Source organism: Nocardioides daeguensis, from assembly GCF_019192965.1.
Classification (GTDB): Bacteria; Actinomycetota; Actinomycetes; order Propionibacteriales; family Nocardioidaceae; genus Nocardioides; species Nocardioides daeguensis.
In genome coordinates this window covers 18832-39978 of record NZ_JAHTKU010000017.1, presented here as the reverse complement: position 1 = coordinate 39978, position 21147 = coordinate 18832, and the positions used below count along the sequence as shown (strand labels likewise).

Sequence of the window (21147 nt, the reverse complement as noted above, 5' to 3'; positions counted from 1 at the left end):
ACTTCCGGCCGGATTTCTGGTGTGTTCTTTCTATTCGGCGAACCGAGAATGGGCCTCTATGTCCAGCGTTCTTCGAGGGGTGTTTCCGGAGTAGCCTCGATTGCAGGTGGATGCGGGGCGAACGCCTCAGCGAAGAGCAGGATCGGGGCTGGAAGTTCTGCCACGCCGCTGGCTGCTAGGCCGTTAGTCGTGCCTCGTTTGCGTCGCCCGCATCCACCGCCAGCGGCTCCCGTTGTTGCCCGTTGAGACCTACCGATGCCCATTGGTCCACGTTGTTCATCCCGGCGGCGTCGTTGCGCATGCGGCGGTAGACGACGTCGGAGAGCCGCCGCTTGAGGCAGCGCAGTGCTTCGCGTCGGGTCTTGCCCTGGGCTCGTTTGGTTTCGTAGTAGCGGCGGCCTTCGGTGTCGGCGCGGATCTGGGTGATCGCGATCGTGTAGAGCGCCCGGTTGAGTTGCCGGTTCCCGCCGGGGTTGAACCGGTGTCGCACGGTGCGCCCTGAAGATGCTGGGATCGGGGCGGTGCCGTTGGCGGCGGCGAAGGTGTCGCGGTTGGGGTAGCGGCGTACGTCGACGACTTCGGCGATGAATCGAGCCGCGATGAGCGGCCCGATCCCGTACTCCTCGGTCAGCGTTGTTCCGGTGTCCTCGACCAGATCGGCGATGGTCTTGCGGAGCTGGCTGGCTTCGGTGTCGATGGCCACGATCCGCTCAAGACGTCGACGGGCGAGGTCGGCACGGACGGCGCCGTGGCCTGCGATCTGGGCGAGCAGCTCGGTGGCGCGGTCGATCCGGGCTCTGGTGGTCAGGGAGCCGATCTGGTGCTGGTAGCCGGGCAGCAGGCCGGCGAGCTCGGCGTGGACGCGGTTGGCCAGGGCGGTGCGTTCGGCGATCAGTTCGTCGCGGTAGTCGAGCAGGGCGCGCATGTCTGCGGCCGGCCCGACAGTGAGTCGCACCGGTGGCAGTGCGGGTTCGCGGGCGGTGATTCGGGCGATCGCGAGGGCGTCGACGGGGTCGGTCTTACCCTGTCCGGGCTTGCTTCGTCGCTCCCGGGAGGTCATCAGGGTGGGCACTTCGACGACGTTGAGTTGCTCGTCGGGGTGCTCGAGAGCGAGGTGGACCGCGACAGCGCGACCGTAGGCGCCGGAGCCTTCGATGCCGACCCGTTGGACCTGATGGTCGCTGAGGAGGCGGGTCAGTTCGGTGAAGCCGGAGGTGGTGTTCGGGAACTGATGGGAAGCAACGAGCAGTCCCGTTGGGTCGGTAACGGCGACCGCGAGGGTGTCCTTGTGGGTGTCGATGCCGGCGTACAAGTGCGGTGCCTTTCGCTAGCGGTGTGCCTGGGGTCCGCGGGGTCGGCGACGCGCAAGCATCTGCTGAACAACCGTGCTGCTGGTGGTCCTTCATGCCTCTATCGGGCGTCACCGCCGACCCGGGGGACGCCGCCGGGAGGCAGCCATTCTCAGAGCCTCGGCCCCAGCTTTGGGCGGGGGAGGGGCAGCAAGAGGTAGAGCCTTCCCGGCGGCGCTGCGGCCCCGCAGGGCGTTTATGACGGACGAAACTCTGCCGCAGATGCAAGAGGTGTGTGGCACTTGGGAGGTCGCGGAAATCTGGGGGGACGCTGGGAGGCGTCGGTGACGGCGAGGTCGTCGGGTTCGGGCTGGCTGAGTTGGACGGGTCGGGCTGGGTTCTGGCTGGGCTGATTCGGGGTCGAGGTCGTCGGGTTCGGAAGTTTCTTGGCCGGTGGTGATCGCACGGGCACCGGGACTTGTCGTAGGTGACTGTCAGAGTCCATGTCGACACGGAGTGAGGACCGGATGAGTCAGCAGACGATCAAGCAGCAGGCGCGGCGTACGGCGCGGGAGATGGCCGAGAAGCGGCGCAAGGAGCGTGAGGAGCGCGAGCGCCGGGTGACCGACCTGGCCGAACAGGTCATGGTTGCGATCGGTCAGCGGGACGCGGCGGTGACCGAGACCGAGAAGCGCGCCGGTGAGGCGCTGCGGGAGTTGACCGAGGTCGAGGGGCTGTCCCTGGGCGAGGCCGTGGAGTGGTGCGGCGAGACGGTCACCGTGCGGGAGGCGACGCGGCTGCGGCGGCTCGCGGTCCCGATGCTGGACGAGGTCGCGGGTACGCCGGACTTCCGGCCTGCGGCGGCGGCAGCCTTGGCTGAGAGTGAGGGAGCGGGTGCCGGTACGTCGGCTGGATGACGCCGGTCTCGCGGCGGTCGCGGCAGCGATCGCGGACCCGGCGGTGCTCACGCGCTACCGGGCGAAGGTCGCCACGGTGCCGGGCAGTGAGTGTCTGTGGTGGACCGGGGCGGTGGCCGGTCGCTCCGAGCGGGAGCGCACGAACGGCGGTGGCCATGGCCGGTTCTGGTACGCGCCGGGGCGGGTGATCATCGCCCACCGGTTCGCGTACGCAGTCATGCACGGCGTTGACGCGCTCGCGGAGGCGCGGCTGCTTGGGCACCGCTGTCACAACCCGCTGTGCCAGCGGATCGCGCCGGACCACGTCGTGGTGTCGAGCGCGGCGCAGAACCGCCGTGAGTGGTCGGTACAGCGGCGGCTGCCGTACAGCCCGCTGGCCGACCCGCGCGGCCCGCGTAAACGTGCGCGGGAACTGCGCGACCTGGCGCGTGAGGACCCGCAGCTCGTAGCCGACGACCTCGCTCGGCTCCAGGAGCTGCTGGGCGAGCAGCTGACCTTGTGGTGACGCGCCACCCAGAAGGACGCCCGCAGCGATGAGCGCTGCGGGCGTCCTTGCGGTCGGCGTGGGTCAGCCGGGTTCGCCGTCGAGGAGCCGACCGAGCGTCTCCCACAGGTCGAGGTAGCCGTCCGCGTCCTCGGGTGCCTGCTCGCCCCACCGGGCGTGAAGGTCGCGGATGCGGTCGAGCCGGTCCAGGCGGTCGGGCAGCGCGGTGCGGGCAGCGGCCATGAACTCCACGTCGGGCGCGTGCTCGAGGACGTCGCCTCCGCGTGGGTATGTCTTGAACCCGAGCCGCTGCCAGTGAGCACCGGCGTAGGCGACGAGGATGTTGTCCGGGATCAGGGCGTCGGCGGCGGTGGCGCGGATCTTGTCGCCGTTCGGAGTCCAGGGGCCGGGGGGTCGCGCGGCCTCCAGCGCACGCAGCGCGGCGTCGTCGGCGCTCATGCTGGCTGGTCCTGCCGGGCGGTCGCGGCGGCGAGGTCGAGCCGTCCAGCGGCGGCGGTAGCCGCGGCGGTGATCCGGGCGGCGAGCGCCCGCAACTCGGCGGGCGTGCCCTGGATCGCCACCACGTCGTCCCAGGCCAGCGTCAGGACCGGCTGGCGGTGCTCCCCGGCTCCCACCCAGTCGTCGCCGGGGGTGAATACCTGGACGCTGGTCTCGCGGGCGGCAAGCCACTCGATGTGCGCGCTCACGGGGTCACCTCGGCGGGTGCGGTGCCGATGAGGCGGCGGAACGCCTCCACGTCGGCCTCGAGGGAGAACAGACGGCGGCGGTGCTGGTCGTTCTCCGTGCCGACCTCGGTCAGGACCCCGGCGAGGCCGTCGAGGAACGCCACGACGGCATCGGCGGTGACCGTCTCGCCCATCGCGGTCCACGGCTTCGGGACGCGGCTGCTGGCGGCGTACGGCATCTTCATCATGGCGGCGACGATGCGGCGCTGGTCGCGCTCGCTGATCACGGTGCCGGTCGGGTCCGGCTGGGTCTGCTCGGTCATCACTGCTCCTGTTCGGTGGTGCGGGTGGCGTACTCGGCGTGCAGGGCGTCCAGCGCCGTGGCGACGCTTGACAGGGCCGCGTCCAGGTGGGCGCGGGCGGTCTCGGGGGTCCACCGGCCCACGTCGCGCAGCCGGTGCTCGATGACGATCAGGTCGCAGGCCGTCTCGCTGAGGTTGTGCCGGTCTGTGGCGGTGTTCGCCTCGACGTCGGAGGCAGCGCCAGTCGGCACGTTGTCCCGCTTCGCGATGGTGACGAACTGGTTGAGCGGCAGGGTGCGGGCGCCGAGGACCAAGGCTGCGATGTGGACCTCGCGCCCGGCGCGGCCGGGTTCGTCCACGGTCACCGTGATGATGGGGAACGCGACTCCGGTGTCGGGGTCGACCAGAGTGTCGGTGGGTCGGAGATCCCACGCGCGGACCTGCTCGGTGGCGAGGTCAGTGTGGGTGGTCGTGTCGGCCATGGGCTCCTCCTTCGTTTGGGCCGGTGGCGGGCCGGACTCGGGGTCTCAGCCCGCCACCGGAGGACTTGCGGGACGGACGGTCAGGCGGTGGCCAGCGCGGTCCAGGCGCGGCGCTTGATCCGGTCGGGGTCGTCGCTGGTGAGGACGCGGGTGGCGCGGGCGGTGTTCTCGTCGCCTCCGTGGTTCTTGGCGGTGCGGACCGGTGCGTAGTGGTCGACGTACTCCGCGACGGCCTGGTAGCCGGCCCACGCGGTGTCGCGGATGCCGGCCTGGGTGTCGGCGTCGGCGAAGAGCCAGTGCAGCCGGGAGCGGCGACGGCGCTCGGTCTCGCGCACGCGCTTGGTCGCGTGGGCCTCGGCCTTGCCGAACGTGGCGTCGATCAGGGCGTCGAAAGCGGCGTCGGTCATGGTCTGCTGGATCAGCCGCTCGGCCTCGACCTGGAACGCGTCGACGTAGGTGAAGGTCAGGCCGAGCGCGTCGCGGGCGGCCTGCACGGCGGCCTTGGCGTTGCGGGTGTGCCGGATCGAGAACGACGACTCGTGGTTGCGCAGGGCCGCGCTCTGGGTGTTCGCGCACACGACGCGGACCGGGGTCACGAGGATGCGGAACGCGCTGGAGCCGTCGTGGCTGTTGAGCGCGGCGATGTTCAGGTCGACGCGGTCGGTGCCGCCGACGGTGAGCGAGTTTGGCAGCTGCATGGTGATGAACACCTGCCGCCCGCCGCGCAGCGACCCGGCGGTGTCGAAGATCGCGCCGGACTCGTCGGCCAGCAGGTTCAGGAACTCGGCGTGGTCCTCGTTCTGCAGCGGCGTGTAGCCGCCGCCCACGACGCCGAGCGCCTCGGGCTCGCCGGTGAACGGGTTGGTGCGCACCGTCGCGAAGCCGGGGACCTCGATCGCGGTGACGCCGCCCTCGCTCACCTCGGCGGTGGTGAGCGGCAGCTTGCGGACGTCCCAGCCGCCCAGGTGACCGAGCCGCATGGCCTCTTCGGCGGTGAACGCGCGGTCGCGGACGGTGGTGCCCAGGCGGTGCCAGGCGTCCTTGCGGGCGAAGACGGCGGCGGCCTGTGTGCCGTGGGTCTCGATTTCGTGTGACATGTCGGGGTCCTCCCGGGTAGCGGATCAAACGAACTGGGTTCATTCTATGGTTTCTATTCTACTGAGGGCGGTTCTCCACCGGGAGAACCGCCCTCGGGTTGTCGAGATGCAGCGAACTTTGACAAGTCGCTGTCAATGTCAAGATCTACCTAAGGGGTAGACATTGGGGTTCGTCCGAGCGGCACGCTTGTCACCTGTGGCGCCACGTCACAGAAGCGAGCCCTCCCAGAAGGGATGGGCCTACGGTTCGATCATGTACCCGCCGCCCGATGGGCAGGACCTCACCGAAGAACAGGCTCGCGAGCTCGATGACACGTTCCTCGCTTCGGACCCCTTCCAATACTTCAGCTCGCGCATTGCCTCGCTGCTGACATGGCACGAGGGCGCACCCATGTCGGACGTCCCCTTGCCGGAGCCTGAGCCCGGCAGCATCCGCGCCGAGTTCAACCAGCACCTGCAACGCCCCGCCGCCGACGGACCGTTCAAGGAGCTTGACGTGCATGCGCAGGTGGCCGCCGACGCGCTCGCGGTCCGCCACCACGCCGCCGAAGCCCTCTTGCGGCTTGCGTGCGCCCGTCTTGCCCCTTCGATGGGCGCCGGCGTGAGGTGTCTGTGGGCGGAGATCGCCGCGGGACCGACACAGATCGCAGAGGTCATCGAGCGCCTGAATGCAAGTGCCCAGGAGGCGGACCCGGGCGAGCGGATGCTCCGCGCGCTGGTTGAACCCGGAAGACTCGAGACTGCTCGCGGCAGCCCTGAGATCGTCGATGCCTGCAACGTCCTCGTCGAGTGGCTCGGCTACGCGGCACGGCTGCTCAGCCCGGCCGAGATCGACCTCCAAGCAGGTCACAACAAGGTCAAGCATGGCCTCGCCGTCCGGGCCAGGTCCGACATGCGGGTCACTTTCCTGACGACACCACCTAACGCGGACGGCTCGGTTCCACTCAGCGCACTCACCGGACCCGACGCGATCGACATCTTCGACCAGCCCGTCCTCGAGCTCCTCGCTCGCGGCCCCAAGGTCGATGGGCACCGTCAAGGCCTGGAGGTCACCCAACTCCGCCTCAAGCCGTCGGCACTGCTCGCCGAGGCCTACATGCTCGCCATGGCGCACGGAGCGCTATTTCATGTCGCGGCCGTGGAGCACTTCAAAGACCGCGACGACCTCCGTGAGTACCAGTTGCCGCCACCGTTCCCCGGCTACCCGGTCGGCGGCCCGAGGCCCAAGAACATCGACGCTCACGCGCCGCTCGGGATGCGCTTCCCGCTGACCACGCCACCCGGAGGCGGCCAAGTCAGACGCGAGGCTGGCATCGGTTTCCGCGACCGCTTCCAGATCCTCGACATCGACCACGCCAACCGCAGCAGCGGTCGCGTCGTCGATGGCTGAGTGAACGACTGTCCAGGCCCGCCTTCCGACGTGAGGCGGCTACCGCCCTCCATGCCTCCGACTCGCCCGGGAACGCTGGCCACCGACCGGCAGCTCGCCCGCACGATGTCGGGCCGGGAACCGCCAGACGACGACGGCCCGGCGCGCGACGGAGAATCCTCGGGCTTGTCGGGAGTGCCTGGGAGAATGGGCGGGACAAGGGAGGAGCAGCGTGACCGCCGAAAGTGACGACCAGGACGCGGGCATAGCCGTGCCCGGGGACGAGAGTGCCCAGGACACGACCGACAGGGGCACCCCGGTGCTCGATCTGGACACGCTCGACGACCTCACCGCCGACGAGGCCGCCGAGGTCGCCGCAGCTGCGGCCCGTGCCCTGGCCATCACCGAGGGCTCACGGGAACGGCTCGGCGAACTCGTCCAACCGGCGGTTGCACCGCAGATCTTCGAGACCACCAAGCGCATCAGCGAACTCGTCGCCGGCAGTGCCTACAAGTCCATCCTCGCGAGCGGTGCGCTTGCGCAGACCAAGACGCTGAGCGACCTCGTCGCCGGCAGCGCGTACAAGTCCATCTTGGAGAGCAACGCCTTGGCGCGGACGAACGCGCTGAGCGGATTCGCGGAGGTACTCGGACGGTCCACCGCAGACCGCGCTGCGTTCTCCTTGGCGTCCGGTCTGAGGGCGTCGGACTCGGTCACCTCGGTCATCGGGAAGCTCATGGCTGATACCGAGGGCCTCGGCATTGCCAGGAGCACCCTCGCGGCGACCGTGGGCGAGTCGCTGAAGGGGTTCAGGGCCGCGGATCTCGGTCTGACCGCGTCCTCCACCCTGGCAGCGTTCGCCAAGGACCTCGGCCCGAAGGTCGACGTCTCCGGTTTCCAGGCCGCGCTCGGGCAGTCCGAGGCCGTCCGTAGCATCTTCAACGGGCTCGCCGGCACCGAGATCGCCCGCACCCGCTCCCTGGCTATGCAGCAGCTCGTCGCCACCAGCGGCATCGCCGACCTCATCGGCAGCGACAAGATGGTCGCGTCTTGGCGGCAGTCCCTGCTGTCCGAGGCGACCGCCCGCTCCCTCATCGGCACGATGGCCGTCCCTGAGACCGGCGCGTCGCTCCTGCGCGACATCGTCGCCGCGAACACGGCTACCGCCCGGGTCGTAGGCCGTTATGCCGAACTCAACAAGGCCTCGGTCCTCGCCCCGACGGTCAGCGCCCGCCCGACCCGCGAGCTCCGGTCGTTCCTCGCCGGAATGTCGGTCGCACCCGACCTCGACGAGCTCACCTTCGCTGTCCGGGCCAGCAGGAGCGTCGCCGGCATCGCCGCTGCCGACCTCCTGGTCGCAGACGGCACCATCGAGGACGAAGCCGGCGAGCTGTTCGAGGCCGAGATCGTCGAACCGTGGCTCAACGGCCCCGAAGCGTTGCGCGGCTTGCTGTTCTCCCGTCTCGGCGCGCTCGACCCGCACGTCCCTGACCTGCTCCGCGGCGCCTGGGCACAAGTCGAGCAGGACGGCCCCGCCGCGACCTCGATGGCGTCGCACGCCGTCCAGGAAGCCATCGACCGGACCCTCCGCGCTCTCGCGCCGTCCGACCTCGTCCTGCGGCTCTTCGCCGCAGGGCGCCTCCCGAAGAACTCCGTGCACGAGAAGAACGGCGAGCGCCACCCCACCCGTGCCGGCCGCATCGCGGCCGCGTTCCACGAGCGCCACCCCGGCGAGACCAAGCTCATCGCCGCGCAGGCCAAGGCCATCGCCGCATCGGTGGCGTACCTGACCGAGAGCCTTCAGGGCGGCAAGCACGCCTCCAACGGCACCGTCGGTCTCGTCCGCACCTGGCTGGTCTCAGTCGAGGCGACCTTCACCCAACTGCTTTACGAACCCGGCGACGGCTGAGCGGCGGACTACTTCGACTTCGACACTAGGTACGTCCCGCGCATTGAGCCGAGCAGGTTCCCGCCCCGAGCGACCGCCATCCCCGTTCACCTGTGATGGGATACGACCCGTGGTCGAGTCGCACGCCCCGGCGCTGGAGATGTTGTGGGAGGCGCACGACCCCGATGAGGCGCTCGACGGAAGGTTCGGCTTCAGCGATGGCGAGTCAGCGACTCGCTGGGTAGCCGCCATGCTGAACGAGCACTGGGGTGTACGGATCCATTCCTGCGATCGGATCGTGATGAGCGACCACAAAGCCTTGGCCTGGGTTCATACGCCGTCCGGGCGCATGCTCGCGAAGTGGTCGGTCGTGCCTCGCCGTTTCCAGCAGCTGTCGGGAAATGGCGCGGCTCACGCCCTGGCTGGATGACCGTGGCCTGCCAGTATCAGCCCCGGTTCCGGCCACGGATGGGCGCCTCCAGGTCGAGGTCGACGGAGTCTCGATGGGCCTCCAGCACGAGATCCGGGGCGAGCTACTCGACACCGCCGATCAGCGCCAGGTGCGAGCGGCCGGAGCGGTCTTGGCCGAGCTGCACGACGCGTTGGCGGCATACCCCGACAACGACCGCGTCGCTGCGCTCGAACGCCCGTCTGAGCCGTGACGGCCCGGAACACCAGCTGGCTCGACTCCGGCGCCGAGCACCTACCCGCGACAGCTCGCGACACCCTGCGCCGACTGGTTGTCGGCGCACCACCCAACCGCCTACCAATGCAGCTTGTCCACGGCGACTTCCGCTCCGCCAATATCCTGTACGCCGGGGCCGAGGTCGCCGCGATCCTCGACTTCGAGGAAGCCGGGTTCGACCACGGCGTCGTCGAGCTGGCCCGGTCAGCGGTCATGCTCGGCACGCGCTTCCGGAACTGCGGACCCGTCTCGGGCGAGGTCCGCGCGGAGTTCCTGTCCGGCTACCAATGCGCACGTCAACTCACCCCCGTCGAGGCCGGCTGGTGGGATGCCCTCGTGCTCTGGCACGCCCTCGCGCTGGTCCCTCCCGGCGGCGACCCGACCGGATGGGGACCGTCGGCGCTGAGCCACCTGGCCGGCCTGACGAACCGATAACTTTGACCACGGCCGCCATCAGAGCCGGTTTCGGCCAAGTGCGTCGCGTGCGGTCCGTCAATCCTCGCGGTATCTCGACACGGGTGGGGGAGGGGGTGACGGATCAGGCGGCGCTGTCGCTGGCCTCATCGGCGTTGTCGTCGGCGTTGTCGCTGGCGTCCTCGGTGGTCGGCTGCTGTTCCTCGCCGAGGAGGATCCGCTCGACCTCGCTGGGCTGGTAGCCCCACTCCACGAGCGCGCCGAGCACGCGGGCGTCCCACGCGCTCGGGTTGCGCCACGAGTGCTTGCCGGTCGTCGCCTCCCACGCCGCGACGACCGCCGCGAGCGTGGTCATGGTCGCGGCCTTGGGCGTGCTCGCCTTGTTGGCGATCTTGCGACACTCGTCGTGGCCAGCGCCGTAGTAGCCGGTCGGCCGCTCGACCCCCAGCAGGGTGAAGAGCATCGGGTGGCGGTGGTCCATGGCCTTGCTCAGCGAGTGGTGGCCGGTGACGACGGCCTCGCAGACCAGGGCCTCGGCTCCCTTTGGGGCGGTCTTGCGAGCGACGAACGCGGTCAGCCACTCGCGGCGCACCGTCTCCGCGCTGGCCCACGCCTTGTTGTTGGCGATCACGCGGCGTCGCTCCTGGCGCTGCTGCTCGCGCTGCGCCTCGGCCTCCTCCTCGTTCTCGCCCTCCTCGGTGCTACTGCCGGAGCCGCCGCGACGACGCAGACCGGAGGCGGCGAGGTCGGTCACGACCCAGACCGGCACGTACTGCTGGTAGGGCTCGGCGGGCTGGTAGTCCTCGTCCTCCGGCTCGTCGCTGCCGTCCTCGGACTCCTCGTCGTACTCGTCCTCGGGGTAGACCCACTCCTTGACGACGTGAACGCGAGCGCCGGGGACGTTGGGCCACTCCTCCTCGGCCAGCGGCTCGCCGTCCTCGGTGACCAGCCGCTCGATGCGCAGCACCTCGCCCGACTGCTCGGCCTGCTCGACCTCCTCGGCGGTCAGGACCGGCAGGCCCTCGGCGCGCAGCCGCTCGACCTCGGCGGCGTCGGCCTCGCGCTCGGCGGCCTCGTCGCGGAGCCGCTGGGCCTCGTGGGCGAGCGAGCGCCGCCACCGCTTGGCGTTCTCCAGCCGCTCGACGGCGTCGGGGTGGTGCTCGATTATGTGGACAGTCGTGGCCTGTCAAGCCGCATGACAGGACGTAAGGAGCCATTCGCGATGGTGGAGCTGTAGCGGTCGCGGTCAGAGTTCACCAGACCAGGCCCTGCGCGCGGAATGCGGCAGATCCGGATGGCCGCACCGATCGAAGAATGCCACCTGACAGTCGCCATGGTCTTCAACCGACAGTTCAACTCCGTTGGTCAGATCAAAGGCCGAAGGCTCCGCCGCTGTAGAGAATGACAATGCCGAGTCCGATGAGGACGATCGGGAACAGCACGTGCTCCCAGCGTTCGAGGACTTCATCGATCCCTGGCCGAGTGGCAACGAACTTGGCGAGCAGGACCAGGGCCGCAACGAGGACGAGGAAGACGACGCAGTAAGCGGCAGTCGCGGCGGGGCCAACACTGAGGAACACCGGAACGTAGACGCCGATGTTGTCCCCACCGTTGGCGAAGGTGACTGCGGCGACTGTCCAGACTGCTACTGACTTGCCCGCGACCTTCGCCTCGTCATCGTCATCGTCGCCGTTACGCCAAGCCTGCCATGCCGCCCAGAGGCCCAAGGCCAACGGGATGAGGCCGAAGTAGGGAATCGCCTCCTCAGGCAAGAAGGCCCCTGCCCCCAATGAGACGAGCACCGCTGCGGCCAAGATGCCAGCGAAGCCGAGGTACTGACCAGCCAAGATTCGAGTTGTGGTCCCGCTTCGTCCGGCCCCTCGGGCAAAGAACAGCGAGAGCACGATGATGTCGTCGATGTTGGTGGCAATGAACAACCCGATCGCCTGAAGTGCGGAAGTCAGCATCACGCGCCGACCCCTCCGCTGCCGCACTCGGGCAAGGAGCAGGCCGGGTCGATGCACGGTGCACTCTCGTCGACCGCGAGGGTGACCTCCACCAATGCGGTGAGTGCTCGCGCCAGGTGCGGGTCAGCGATGGCATAGCGCATCTGGCGACCCTGCGGTTCCGCCACAACGATGCCGCAGTCCCGCAGACACGATAGGTGATTCGACACGTTGGACCGGGTCAAGCCAAGATCGGCAGCCAGTTCGGCGGGATACGCGGGCCGCTCCAGCAGGATCATGAACAAACGCGAACGGGTCGGATCGGCCATTGCTCGACCAAGCCGATTCATCACTTCCAGGCGCGTGGCGACGGTCAACATGGCCGAGACAGTACAGCAGTCGCTGAACTGTTCGTCTGTGAGGGTTGCGCCCGGCCGACGTGACCCGCTGACCTCGATGCGCATCGGCGAGTCTGACCGGCAGAATGCCGACGCGCTCTCATCGGCATGTCCGTGCACACAGTCTGGCTCCGGCTAGCGCGGGCATCCCGACACGCGCAGCAGTCAGGCCAGGTCGTGGAGGAGCTGCTCCAGACGTCGTTTGGTTGCTTCGTGCCGCTCGATCTCGCGTGGCCAGTTGCGGGTGGTGGCGTCGTCGATGAGCTGCTGCTCCATGTCAAGCCGCGCCCGGAGGCGGGGTGCGTAGTCACTGGTGGTGAGGAACTTCGAGCAGGACAACACGAGATCGCACTCGCACGGCCCCTCGGCTGGCGTGCGCAGGCAGTGGCCAAGCTCGAGCTCGGTCTTGAGAAAATTGGTCTGTAGCCAGGACACGGCTTCGGGGTCGAGGCGGTGTTCACGCAGCGCGTCCGCGGCCGGACCAGCCAAGGCGATGTCGGGGCCAAGGTGGCGATCAAGGGCGTCTTGGTACTGCTGCTTGACGGTCGGGTCCGACAAAGTCGAATAGATGATCGACATGTTGGGCGTCGCGTGCCCGAGCACCGCCATGATCGTCTGGATCCGGGCTCCACCTTCGGCAAGCTGGGTACCGATGGTGTGCCGGAACCGGTGCGCGGTGATCGTCGCTTTGCCGGCCGAGTCGACCAAGCCCGCCGCGGTGCAGGCCTCGGCGAGGGCCATGTCGAACAGCAGCGACTTGGACAGCAGCTTTCCGCGCACCACGAAGATGTGCTGGACCTCCCGGCCGGCGCTGGGGTCGTAGCGCCGACGACCGCCCTGCCGGCGGGCCTCGTCGATGAGCGGCTGCAGCGCGTCCGCGGCCTGTGGGTGCAGCGGGATCATGCGTTCGGCGTAGCCCTTGCCGACCGGGATCCGCAGCCGCGGGTGCCCGTCGGGGTAGGTGTCGAGGCAGTCGACGGCGAGACGGCGGATCTCGTCGCGACGTGCGCCGCTCCACCGGGCCACTATCAGCGCCGCCCGCTGGTAGCGATTGGGCAGCTGCTCCACCGCGGTCATCAGCTTGGCGAGCTCGTGGTCGGGGATGAACCGCGGCAGCGGCTTGGGGATCTTCGGGATGTCACCGCGGGTGAACAGCACCCGGGCCGGCACGTCGTCCCAGCCCCAGGCGGCGGTCTCGGTCACGAACCGGGTGATCAGCGTGACCACGGTTCGCCGGAAGCTGATGCTCAACGGAGCGCCGGTCTGCTGGTTGCTCTGGGTGCCGAGCCAACGTAGGAACTGCTCGGCATGCTCGCGGTCCAGGTCGGCCAGGCTGGCCATTTCCGGATGCGCCTCGCCCATCCAGGTCACCAGGCGGCGCAGCGCGTCCCTGGCGTGGCGCACGGTCTGTGGCCGGTCCAGATTGGCGTCCAGGTGCAGACGAAGGTAGCGCTCGATAACGGCGCGAATCTTCGGCGGCGCCTCGGGCGGGGCGAGCCGGTCCACCCAGCTGCCGGCGGTGACGCGTCCGGTGGGTGGGCGGTCGACTTGACCGAGGTCGAAGAGCAACACGTGCACCGCGTGCAAGCGAGCGATCGCCGAGCGCAGGTACCCGTCGGCGACCTCGACCGGCGGTCGCTCGACTGGCGCCCGGGAGTAGAACTCTCGCACCGGGTCCAGACGCAGCCGGGCGGTGAAGGCGTCGATCGCGACGCGGAGCTCGTCGAGGTCGTCCACGCCCAGCGCAGTCAGGTTCGGGTCGCCGCGATGCAGCAGCATCCGGCCCAGCGGCCAGACCAGCTGCGCACGCGCCGTGGCGTAGCCGAGCTCGGTGAGCCGGGCCACGTGCCGGTCGAACAGGCCGGCGTCCACGCCGAGGCCGCCGTGGCGGGCCTGGAGCTTGAACGGGCTGGTGAACGTCCTGGCGAGCAGCACGGGGTAGTCCAGACCGACACCGCGCACCAGCGACATGTAGGTCAGGTAGGGCATGATCACGCTCGCGCCGCCGTGCGGATGCTGCCCGCGAACGCAGTTCTCCTTGTCCAGCAGGCGGTGCCGCAGCGGCGCATCGAACCAGTCCTGCAGCACCGGCCACTGTTCGACGAACCGGTCGTAGTTCTTCATCCGATCCCAGCGCGACGCGTAGCTGGTGCAGTGCTGATCGACCCACTCCTGGTAGGTGGCCCGGTCAGCGTGCACCCGCGGCACCACCACCGGTTCAGGTGCCGCCGTCAGATGCCGCGCGGGACCGGCCGCGGTCACGACCGGTCCCGAAGCGCGTGGTCGTAGTCGGCAAGCACCTGCTCGTCAGAGACGCGGGTGTAGATGCGGACCGACTCCGGCGAGGCATGCCCGAGCCGCTTCTGCAAGGCCAGCTCCCGCATCCCGCCCTCCCACATCGCGGTCGCATGTGTGTGACGCAGCGCGTGCGGCGTCTTGTCCGGTGACCGGATACCGAGCCGGTCCAGGCGGCGGGCAAACCCGCGCACCACGGCCTGGTAGCTCAGCGGCTCACAGCGGCGCGCGCCTGCGCCGCCGACCAGGAACACGAACGGGCTCTCCGCATCGAGTGGGCGTTCGTGCAGCACGTACCGGTTGACCGCGTCCAGCGTGCGCGGCTCATGCAGGTCCACCACCCGCTCGTGGCGCGCCTTCGCCCGGGCGCCACGAGGGTGGTCATCGCGCTTGCGGATCGTGACGCGACGGCGACCGTAGGAGATGTCGTCCAGCTGCAGGCACAACACCTCGCCTGGGCGCAGGCCGCCGTCGAGCATCAGCAAGAAGATTGCCAAGTCGCGCATCGTCGTCAGGCTTCCCAGCAGAGCGTCGATGTCCTCGCTGCTTATCGGCCGCGGCAACCGCAGCGGCAGCCGGACCCGCACCGTACGGCGGATCGGCTGCTGCCGGCTCGCAGCGCCCACGAACGGCTGGTGACGCCCCGGCACCCGGCCCAGCGCGTGGTCGATCCGCCGCAGCATCGGGTTCTCACCGGTGGTGTACTGCTCGGCCGCGATCGCCCAGTCGAAGAAGCTCGACGTCGCGGCAAGCACACGTTGCACCGTCGCCGGCGACAACAGCCGCCCCTGTTCGGTCGCCACCGTCAACCCGAGGCGCTGCGCCGGCCGACGCGACGGCACGCGCCGCAGGTAGCCCAGGAACTCCAGCGCCGTCGCCGGACGAAAGTCGTTCCAGCCCAGCGACCGATCGGCCAGGAACAGCGCCAGGTGCCGCAGGTCGTAGCCGTAGGCGCACACCGTGTTCGGGCTGTACCCCGAATCAACCAGATGGGACAGGAACCGATTGACCGGCACCACCTCGTCACCGGCCTCGTCGACCAGCACGACGCGACGGACGATGCCGCCCTCGCGCTCCTTGACCACCCGCACCCCGGCCTCCCTCGCCGGTGCCCAGCCCATCAGGCCGCAGTCCCCACCCTGGGAACGTCGCCACTCCGGCGTGTCGAGATAACAGAGAACTCGGCGAAGATCGCGGCCTCCTCCAGTGTCAGGTCGCCGGAGTCGAGTCGGTTGCGGCTCTGGTCGGCCTTGGTGACCGCCAGGGCGGCGTTCACGGTCGGGCGGTCGATGCTGGTGCGCTTGGCGATCTGCGCGGCGCTCACGCCGAGCAGGGCCAGCTGCTCCACGCCCGCGACAATCTCGGACTCGCGCATCCCGGCCCGATGGATGTTCTCGACCATCTGGTCACCGATCCGGTCGGCGTCGGAGGGCTGGTGTACGACGCGGGCCGGGATCAGCCCGGTCGGGGTGCCGACCTCGGCGGCGGTCACCGTACGCCGCTGGCCACGCAGCAGAACGTACTGCCCGTCCTCGTCGCGGTAGACCGTGACGGCCTCCAGCACGCCGCGCTCCTTGATCGACTTGCGGAACTCCTTGTGGTCGGGCCGCAGGTCGGTGCGGACGTTGGTGCCGATGATGATCGCGGCGGGGTCGAGGTGCAGGAACTCCTCGGCCTGGACGGCCTCGGTGGCCTCCTCGGCGGCGGTGTCGGCGGGGGTCTGGATGGTGTCGGTCATGCTGCTGTCCTCCATGTCTAGAATAGAAAGAACTGACATGACCTAGTCTCCTAACGGGGGCCGACACCTACCGGGCCGCAGGGCGAACCTGTGGAAAGGTGGGCACGTCCCGAGGGTGGGGAAAACCCCCTGCTCTCACCGGGCGCGGCCTCCGCTGCGGCGGCGCGTCGCAGCTGCACCTCGTAGCTGTCTGGACGGAAGGAATCGAGCGAGCGTGGGAACGGCTGAACACGGCCCCGCCCGGGAGTGCAACGGCGTTGGTGTTAGCCGCTGCAGCTTGTCGGCGATCGCTCCCGGCCGGCGGGGCAGGGGAGCGGCTGAGGTGGTGGCGGCGTGACGAGCCAGACCACGATCCCGGTCGGGATCTACTGGAAGCCCGGCGTGTGGGACCTCGCCCGCTCGGCGTACGTCGCCGACCTAGACATCGATCCCGAGTCGCCCGGTTCGTTCGTCGGCTGGCTCGCCCAGGCGCTCGAGCTGCACGCCCGACGTTCGCCCCAGCAGCGGGCCGAGCTCGCGGCCGCCGGCGAGAACCATCCCGCCCTGGCCAGCGTGACCCGCAAGAGCTTCAACAAGAAGCACGACCTGCCGGCCTCGACGATGGAGACGGTCGAGGACGCCCTGGTCACCGATCGCCAGGAGCTCGGCCGGATGCTCGCCCGCTCTGCGTTCGCCCAGGAGGCGGTCATTGCCGCGGCCGAGGACTCCCGCCGCCGACTCGGCCGCGAGCTGCCACCACCTCCGCAGAAGCTCAGCAACCGACCGCCACGGCGCCGGCCGGCAACGTAGCTCGCCGGAACCGCCGGAACGGTTGTGTCGGCGGCCTCGCCTAGCGTCCTTCCCAGCGCCCCGATCCGGTACCCGAGAGCCGGTCGGGGCGCTTCTTTGCGCCCGCCGGGTGAGCGCCCCTGGTCTCTCTGCGAGCTCGAGCAATCCGAAACAAGTTCGGGCGAGGTGATCGCTGCCGGGCCCCGAACGGACCTAGGTGACTGCGGGACCGATTTCCGTCTCGCCGTCACCTAGGAGGAAGTCATGTCCACCACCGTCACCTTCGCCGGCAACCTGGCCGAGGCTCCCGAGCTGCACTACACCCGCGAGAACAAGCCGTTCGTCAGTTGCCGGGTCCTGGTCAACCGGCGAGTGCAGAACGACGAGGGGGAGTGGGTCAACGACGAGCCCACCGCGCACAACGTCAAGATCTTCGGCTCGGCCGCCACCCACGTGCACGACAGCTGCGGATCCGGCGACCCGATCTTCGTCCACGGCCTCGAGCGCACCGAGAGCTGGCCGGACAAGGAGACCGGCGAGAAGCGCACCAAGGACGTCGTGGTCGTCGACAACCGCTTCGGCGAGGCCGGCCTGTCGCTCAAGTACGTCTCCGCGCGCATCGAGCGCGCGGCCCGCCCGGCCCAGGCCAGCTGAGCCGTAAGGAGGTTCGCTCCGATGGATCTCGTCGTACAGTCCCCGGACGAGCTGCTCGCCGCAGTGCCGCACGTCCTCGGCTTCAAGCCTGAGGAATCGATCGTCCTCGTGCCCTTCCGGCCCGGGCTCCCCATCACCCGCGTCGACCTGCCGAAGACGGCCGCTGACCGCGAGGAGGTCTGGGACGCCCTCAGTGGCCCCTACGGCCGACACGCCCGCCATGGAGCGCGCCTGGCGATCCTTTGCTTCACCGAGGACCGCCGCAGCGCCGAGCTGGCCAGCCAGCATCTGTCCAACCGCCTCGACACAGTGGGCATCACCACCCACGTCCGGCTGTGGGCCGACGGGGAGCGGTGGTGTGAGTTCAACACCGGCCAGACCGGGCTGCAGACCCAGGCGACCGCCGAGCGGATCGCGGCCGCGACCGTGCTGACCGGCGCCGCCCAGCCGGCGGCCAGTCGGGCCTCGCTGGCCGCATCCATGGTCGGTGACCGTGAGCCGATCGCCCAGCTGATCCCCGCGGCCCGAGTCGCGGCCGCCGACAGCACTCCCGCCGTCGAGCGGGACTGGGCACTGGACCGTCTCGAGCAGTTCCACACCGACGCCAATCGGCTCTCCGACGTCGATGGCGCTCGGATGCTCGTTGCGCTGGAGACGATCGGCACCCGCGACGCGCTTTGGGAGGACATGAACCGGGAGAACCACACCTCCCACATGGCGATCTGGAACGACCTCACCCGCCGCGCCCCGGACGAGGTGCGGGCGGTGCCGGCCTCGATGCTCGGCTTCGCCAGCTGGCTGCATGGGGACGGAGCCAAGGCCTGGTGCGCTCTCGACCAGGTGCCCGGCGACCGGCCCTACTCCATGGCCGCCATCGTCGCCTCGGCCCTGCAGAACGGCATCCACCCCCGCGAGTGGGAGCGATACCAGACGCAGATGCGCGACCTCGCCGGCGAGCTCGACGAGTCCTTCGTGCCCAAGCCTCCCGAACACCCGCGGGACCTGCCGAGCACGAAGCCAATCACCGACCGCCCCGCCCCGGGCCGCTGAGAAGGGACAGCGCGATGAACTACGACGATACCGACCCGATCGACGACGCCCAGACAAGCGCCACCGAGCGCCAGCTGCGCCGCCTGGTGGTGCCCGAGCCCGCGGCCTATGCCCCCGATAAGCGCCTCGACGTCATCCACGAACCCGACCTCGACCTGCTGCGGGGAGGCCAGGCATGAGCGCCACCCGCACCGACGTCGACGACGTTGACCGGGTCGCCCGCGTCACCCTCAGCAGGACCATCGAGCCCGGAGACGTCCGCGTCACCGGCCTGGTCAGCGAGCTCGGCGCCGGCAAGGTCCTCGGCTACCTCGAGGCCGCCGCGGACGTCGAGTCCCACTGGGGCTTCGCGCTCGCCCAGGAGCTCGGCCGCGTCGACCCCGCCCACGTGCTTGAGCAGGCCGCCGCCCGCGGCATCCGCTTCATCGTCCCCGGCGACGCCGAGTGGCCCACCCAGCTCGGCGCACTCCGCAATGCCGGCGCCCTCCACGAACGCGGCGGCGAGCCCGTCGGCCTGTGGGTCCGCGGAGCGCACGACCTGCGTCAGCTCGCCGGCAACTCCGTCGCGGTCGTCGGATCGCGAGCCGCCACCAGCTACGGCGCCGAGCAGGCAACCGAGTTGAGCCGCGGCCTCGCCACCGTGGGCCACACCGTCATCAGCGGCCTCGCCTACGGCGTGGACAAGGCGGCGCACCGCGGCGCCCTCATCGCCGGCGGCCCGACAGTCGCCGTCCTGCCCGGCGGCGTCGACCGGCCCTACCCGGCCGCACACGCCCAGCTTCTCGAGGCGATCGCCGAACGCGGCCTTGTCGTCTCCGAGGCGCCCCCGGGCGCCGGACCTGCCCGAACCCGCTTCCTGGCCCGGAACAGGATCGTCGCCGGCCTGTCTGAGGGGACGGTCGTCGTCGAGGCCGCACTGCGCAGCGGCGCGATCAACACGGCCCGCTGGACCACCAACCTGCACCGACCCGTCATGGGCGTCCCCGGCCCCGTCACTAGCGCGGCCTCCACCGGCGTGAACCAGTTGATCCGCCTCGGCCAGGCCAGCATGGTCATCAACGTTCAGGACGTCGTCACCGACCTCACCGCCCACGCGGCTGTCACGGCAACCGGCGGCTCTGAGCAGCTCGACGAATCCTTCGTCCCAGGACCCGTGCGATTGCCGCGGGCGGCCTCCACCACTGTAGGACCGGTGGCCGCGCCCCGCCGGTGACGCCTCTGTGGCACCTGTGGATAACCCGCTTCGGGTCGGAATCCGCACCTACTCTGCTGAGAGTCCTAGGTCGGGGCGACGACGTCGACCAGGCCGCACTCGGGAGGAAGTCACCATGAGAAATCCGTCGAAGAAGATCCCGCACCAGGACGCAGCGTCCCGCGAGCGCCCGGCTAGGCCGGACCAATGGCTGCTCGACCTTGACCTCGGCATCGAGGCCGTTCGCTGGCGCATGCTTGGCGCCGTGGCGGGCGCGCCGCTCATGCTCGGGGCGGAGGGGCTCACGACAAGGGGACGGAGATGAGCAGCATCCCCGAGGAGTCCACCGTTCCAGCGCAGGAGTACCACGCTGCGTATCAGGCGAAGCTGGCCGACGCGATCCGCGCGCTGACCGACGCTGCCCGTATTCCCCGGCCGCGGTTGCGGCGCACGGAGGATGGCAAGTGGGTCGATGACACGTTGGCGGTGCCGGATCAGACGGACTGGGCCGAGTTCGTAACCCTCGCGCTCGCCGGCGCCGCAGCCAACATTGGCGGGATCGACGCCATCCTCGACGGCCGGCCCGGGTCATGGGAGGCCGAAGGTGTCCGCCAGCTGCTCTTCTCCACCGTCGGCGCCGATGAGGCTCAACTGTGGGCGCACCGGACCGAGCCGATCGAGATCACGCTCTACATCGAGGAGCTGGTGGTCGACCGTGTCCACGAGGCCGTGGAGCAGTACGACGCCGCGGAGGCCGAGATCGACCGCCGCTACAAGGTCGCCGAGGCGGCCAGCGACATCGACGACGATCACTACCTGTGGCTCTACGACCTGACCGGATCCGGAGAGTTCGTCGCGCGCGATCCCGAGGCGCCAGCGTGGTCATGGGACGACTGGCGGGTAGGGCTGGACCCGAAGCACCCAGCGAAGGTCCACCAGGAACTCGAGGAGAGCCTGCGTTCCGGCTGGGCGACCGGCGCCGCAATCCCTAAGACTCCCGAGCTCGGGGCCGAGCACGACCGCCTTAAGGCACAACAAGACTCCCTCTGCGCTGTGATCGCCAACCTCGAGGAGCAGATGCAGCAGCAACGAGTCCATGAATGGACCGCCTACGGCGAGGCGCTCAAGACACGCATCGAGATGATGGCGGGCGCTACACCCGGACTCGACGTGCCGGTGCACGTGACGGTCAACGTCGATACCTACCGGATGGGCGCCAGTCGCCAGGAAGGCTTCTGGGATTCCCTGGAGTGCCGCCTGATCGATGCCGCGGTATTGGACACCCCGACCCCCGCCGACCTGCCGGGCACTCCACTCGAGCGGCTTCACGTTCGCGAAGAGGATTGACCCATGAAGAGGATTGACCCATGGCAACGTCCACCATGCCTTGCACAGCGGGCAGTCGGCAGTGGATCGGGGCCTCTAGTTGCCTATGAGGCGTGGCCATGAGCGGGACTCTGTCGATGGCCGTCCTGTGCACAACGTTCCAATCT

General features: G+C 69.5%; 25 protein-coding genes. 13 read left to right on the top strand and 12 right to left on the bottom strand.

Features of this window, described 5'->3' with window-relative positions; all coding sequences use genetic code 11:
• Positions 1-175 precede the first annotated feature (175 nt).
• The gene (locus KU893_RS13875) at positions 176-1312 is read right to left on the bottom strand and encodes an IS110 family RNA-guided transposase (protein WP_218234966.1); all 1137 of its coding nucleotides are present in this window, start codon (positions 1310-1312) and stop codon (positions 176-178) included.
• 504 nt (positions 1313-1816) lie between these two features.
• Between KU893_RS13875 and KU893_RS13870 the strand changes: the two genes are divergently transcribed.
• Both KU893_RS13870 and KU893_RS13865 read left to right on the top strand, forming a co-directional pair.
• Positions 1817-2206 carry a hypothetical protein gene (locus tag KU893_RS13870; protein WP_218234965.1) on the top strand — a complete coding sequence of 130 codons (390 nt, stop codon included), beginning with the start codon at positions 1817-1819 and terminating at the stop codon, positions 2204-2206.
• A complete protein-coding gene (locus KU893_RS13865; RefSeq protein WP_257441175.1) occupies positions 2172-2711 on the top strand; it encodes a hypothetical protein in 540 nt (179 codons plus the stop codon). The genes KU893_RS13870 and KU893_RS13865 overlap by 35 nt, the downstream gene beginning before the upstream one ends.
• 63 nt (positions 2712-2774) lie before the next feature.
• Here the strand turns inward: KU893_RS13865 and KU893_RS13860 are convergent, their stop codons facing one another.
• From KU893_RS13860 to KU893_RS13840, 5 genes are all read right to left on the bottom strand, one after another.
• Positions 2775-3149, bottom strand: a complete 375-nt coding sequence (locus KU893_RS13860) for a hypothetical protein (RefSeq protein WP_218234964.1) — start codon at positions 3147-3149, stop codon at positions 2775-2777.
• Positions 3146-3397, bottom strand: coding sequence for a hypothetical protein (locus KU893_RS13855; RefSeq protein ID WP_218234963.1), 252 nt, complete (start codon positions 3395-3397; stop codon positions 3146-3148). Before KU893_RS13855 ends, KU893_RS13860 begins: the two co-directional genes overlap by 4 nt.
• Positions 3394-3699 (bottom strand): hypothetical protein, encoded by a 306-nt coding sequence (locus tag KU893_RS13850; protein WP_218234962.1) that lies wholly within the window; start codon positions 3697-3699, stop codon positions 3394-3396. Before KU893_RS13850 ends, KU893_RS13855 begins: the two co-directional genes overlap by 4 nt.
• Positions 3699-4160 carry a hypothetical protein gene (locus KU893_RS13845; protein WP_218234961.1) on the bottom strand — a complete coding sequence of 154 codons (462 nt, stop codon included), beginning with the start codon at positions 4158-4160 and terminating at the stop codon, positions 3699-3701. The genes KU893_RS13850 and KU893_RS13845 overlap by 1 nt, the downstream gene beginning before the upstream one ends.
• 80 nt (positions 4161-4240) lie before the next feature.
• On the bottom strand, positions 4241-5257 hold the full coding sequence (locus KU893_RS13840; protein ID WP_218234960.1) for a DUF932 domain-containing protein: 1017 nt from the start codon (positions 5255-5257) through the stop codon (positions 4241-4243).
• Between the two features lie 253 nt (positions 5258-5510).
• Here KU893_RS13840 and KU893_RS13835 point away from each other — a divergent pair, with 253 nt between their 5' ends.
• The 5 genes from KU893_RS13835 (at position 5511) to KU893_RS23295 (ending at position 9634) form a co-directional block, all read left to right on the top strand.
• Positions 5511-6647, top strand: coding sequence for a hypothetical protein (locus KU893_RS13835; RefSeq protein ID WP_218234959.1), 1137 nt, complete (start codon positions 5511-5513; stop codon positions 6645-6647).
• 211 nt (positions 6648-6858) lie between these two features.
• Complete coding sequence (locus KU893_RS13830; protein WP_218234958.1) at positions 6859-8535, top strand: hypothetical protein; 1677 nt, start codon at positions 6859-6861, stop codon at positions 8533-8535.
• 109 nt (positions 8536-8644) lie between these two features.
• Positions 8645-8944, top strand: coding sequence for a hypothetical protein (locus KU893_RS13825; RefSeq protein ID WP_218234957.1), 300 nt, complete (start codon positions 8645-8647; stop codon positions 8942-8944).
• Positions 8916-9176 (top strand): protein kinase family protein, encoded by a 261-nt coding sequence (locus tag KU893_RS23790; RefSeq protein ID WP_218234956.1) that lies wholly within the window; start codon positions 8916-8918, stop codon positions 9174-9176. Before KU893_RS13825 ends, KU893_RS23790 begins: the two co-directional genes overlap by 29 nt.
• Positions 9173-9634 (top strand): phosphotransferase, encoded by a 462-nt coding sequence (locus KU893_RS23295; protein ID WP_218234955.1) that lies wholly within the window; start codon positions 9173-9175, stop codon positions 9632-9634. Before KU893_RS23790 ends, KU893_RS23295 begins: the two co-directional genes overlap by 4 nt.
• A gap of 103 nt (positions 9635-9737) precedes the next feature.
• On the opposite strand, the gene KU893_RS13810 is transcribed toward KU893_RS23295, so the two are convergent.
• The 6 genes from KU893_RS13810 to KU893_RS13785 form a co-directional block, all read right to left on the bottom strand.
• On the bottom strand, positions 9738-10580 hold the full coding sequence (locus KU893_RS13810; protein ID WP_218234954.1) for a hypothetical protein: 843 nt from the start codon (positions 10578-10580) through the stop codon (positions 9738-9740).
• A 403-nt stretch (positions 10581-10983) separates the two neighbouring features.
• Positions 10984-11583: a cadmium resistance transporter gene (locus KU893_RS13805; protein ID WP_203048836.1), complete on the bottom strand. Its 600-nt coding sequence runs from the start codon at positions 11581-11583 to the stop codon at positions 10984-10986.
• A complete protein-coding gene (gene cmtR / locus KU893_RS13800) occupies positions 11580-11939 on the bottom strand; it encodes a Cd(II)/Pb(II)-sensing metalloregulatory transcriptional regulator CmtR (protein WP_218234953.1) in 360 nt (119 codons plus the stop codon). The genes KU893_RS13805 and cmtR overlap by 4 nt, the downstream gene beginning before the upstream one ends.
• A gap of 183 nt (positions 11940-12122) precedes the next feature.
• Entirely contained in the window at positions 12123-14219 is a 2097-nt protein-coding gene (locus tag KU893_RS23635; RefSeq protein WP_203048837.1) for a tyrosine-type recombinase/integrase, read from the bottom strand.
• Positions 14216-15343: a tyrosine-type recombinase/integrase gene (locus KU893_RS13790; RefSeq protein WP_218234952.1), complete on the bottom strand. Its 1128-nt coding sequence runs from the start codon at positions 15341-15343 to the stop codon at positions 14216-14218. Before KU893_RS13790 ends, KU893_RS23635 begins: the two co-directional genes overlap by 4 nt.
• Positions 15344-15372: 29 nt before the next feature.
• Positions 15373-15990: a ParB/RepB/Spo0J family partition protein gene (locus KU893_RS13785; protein ID WP_246592637.1), complete on the bottom strand. Its 618-nt coding sequence runs from the start codon at positions 15988-15990 to the stop codon at positions 15373-15375.
• 333 nt (positions 15991-16323) lie between these two features.
• On the opposite strand from KU893_RS13785, the gene KU893_RS13780 reads away from it, so the two are divergent.
• The 6 genes from KU893_RS13780 to KU893_RS13755 all read left to right on the top strand — a co-directional run bounded on the left by KU893_RS13780 (position 16324) and on the right by KU893_RS13755 (position 21001).
• Entirely contained in the window at positions 16324-16779 is a 456-nt protein-coding gene (locus KU893_RS13780) for a hypothetical protein (RefSeq protein WP_218234951.1), read from the top strand.
• A 243-nt stretch (positions 16780-17022) separates the two neighbouring features.
• Positions 17023-17412, top strand: coding sequence for a single-stranded DNA-binding protein (locus KU893_RS13775; protein ID WP_218234950.1), 390 nt, complete (start codon positions 17023-17025; stop codon positions 17410-17412).
• Positions 17413-17433: 21 nt separating this feature from the next.
• Positions 17434-18462, top strand: coding sequence for a DUF4192 domain-containing protein (locus KU893_RS13770; protein ID WP_218234949.1), 1029 nt, complete (start codon positions 17434-17436; stop codon positions 18460-18462).
• 14 nt (positions 18463-18476) lie between these two features.
• Positions 18477-18641 (top strand): hypothetical protein, encoded by a 165-nt coding sequence (locus KU893_RS13765; RefSeq protein ID WP_218234948.1) that lies wholly within the window; start codon positions 18477-18479, stop codon positions 18639-18641.
• Positions 18638-19675: a DNA-processing protein DprA gene (gene dprA, locus KU893_RS13760; protein WP_218234947.1), complete on the top strand. Its 1038-nt coding sequence runs from the start codon at positions 18638-18640 to the stop codon at positions 19673-19675. The genes KU893_RS13765 and dprA overlap by 4 nt, the downstream gene beginning before the upstream one ends.
• Before the next feature lie 300 nt (positions 19676-19975).
• Complete coding sequence (locus tag KU893_RS13755) at positions 19976-21001, top strand: hypothetical protein (RefSeq protein ID WP_218234946.1); 1026 nt, start codon at positions 19976-19978, stop codon at positions 20999-21001.
• Positions 21002-21147: the final 146 nt, after the last annotated feature.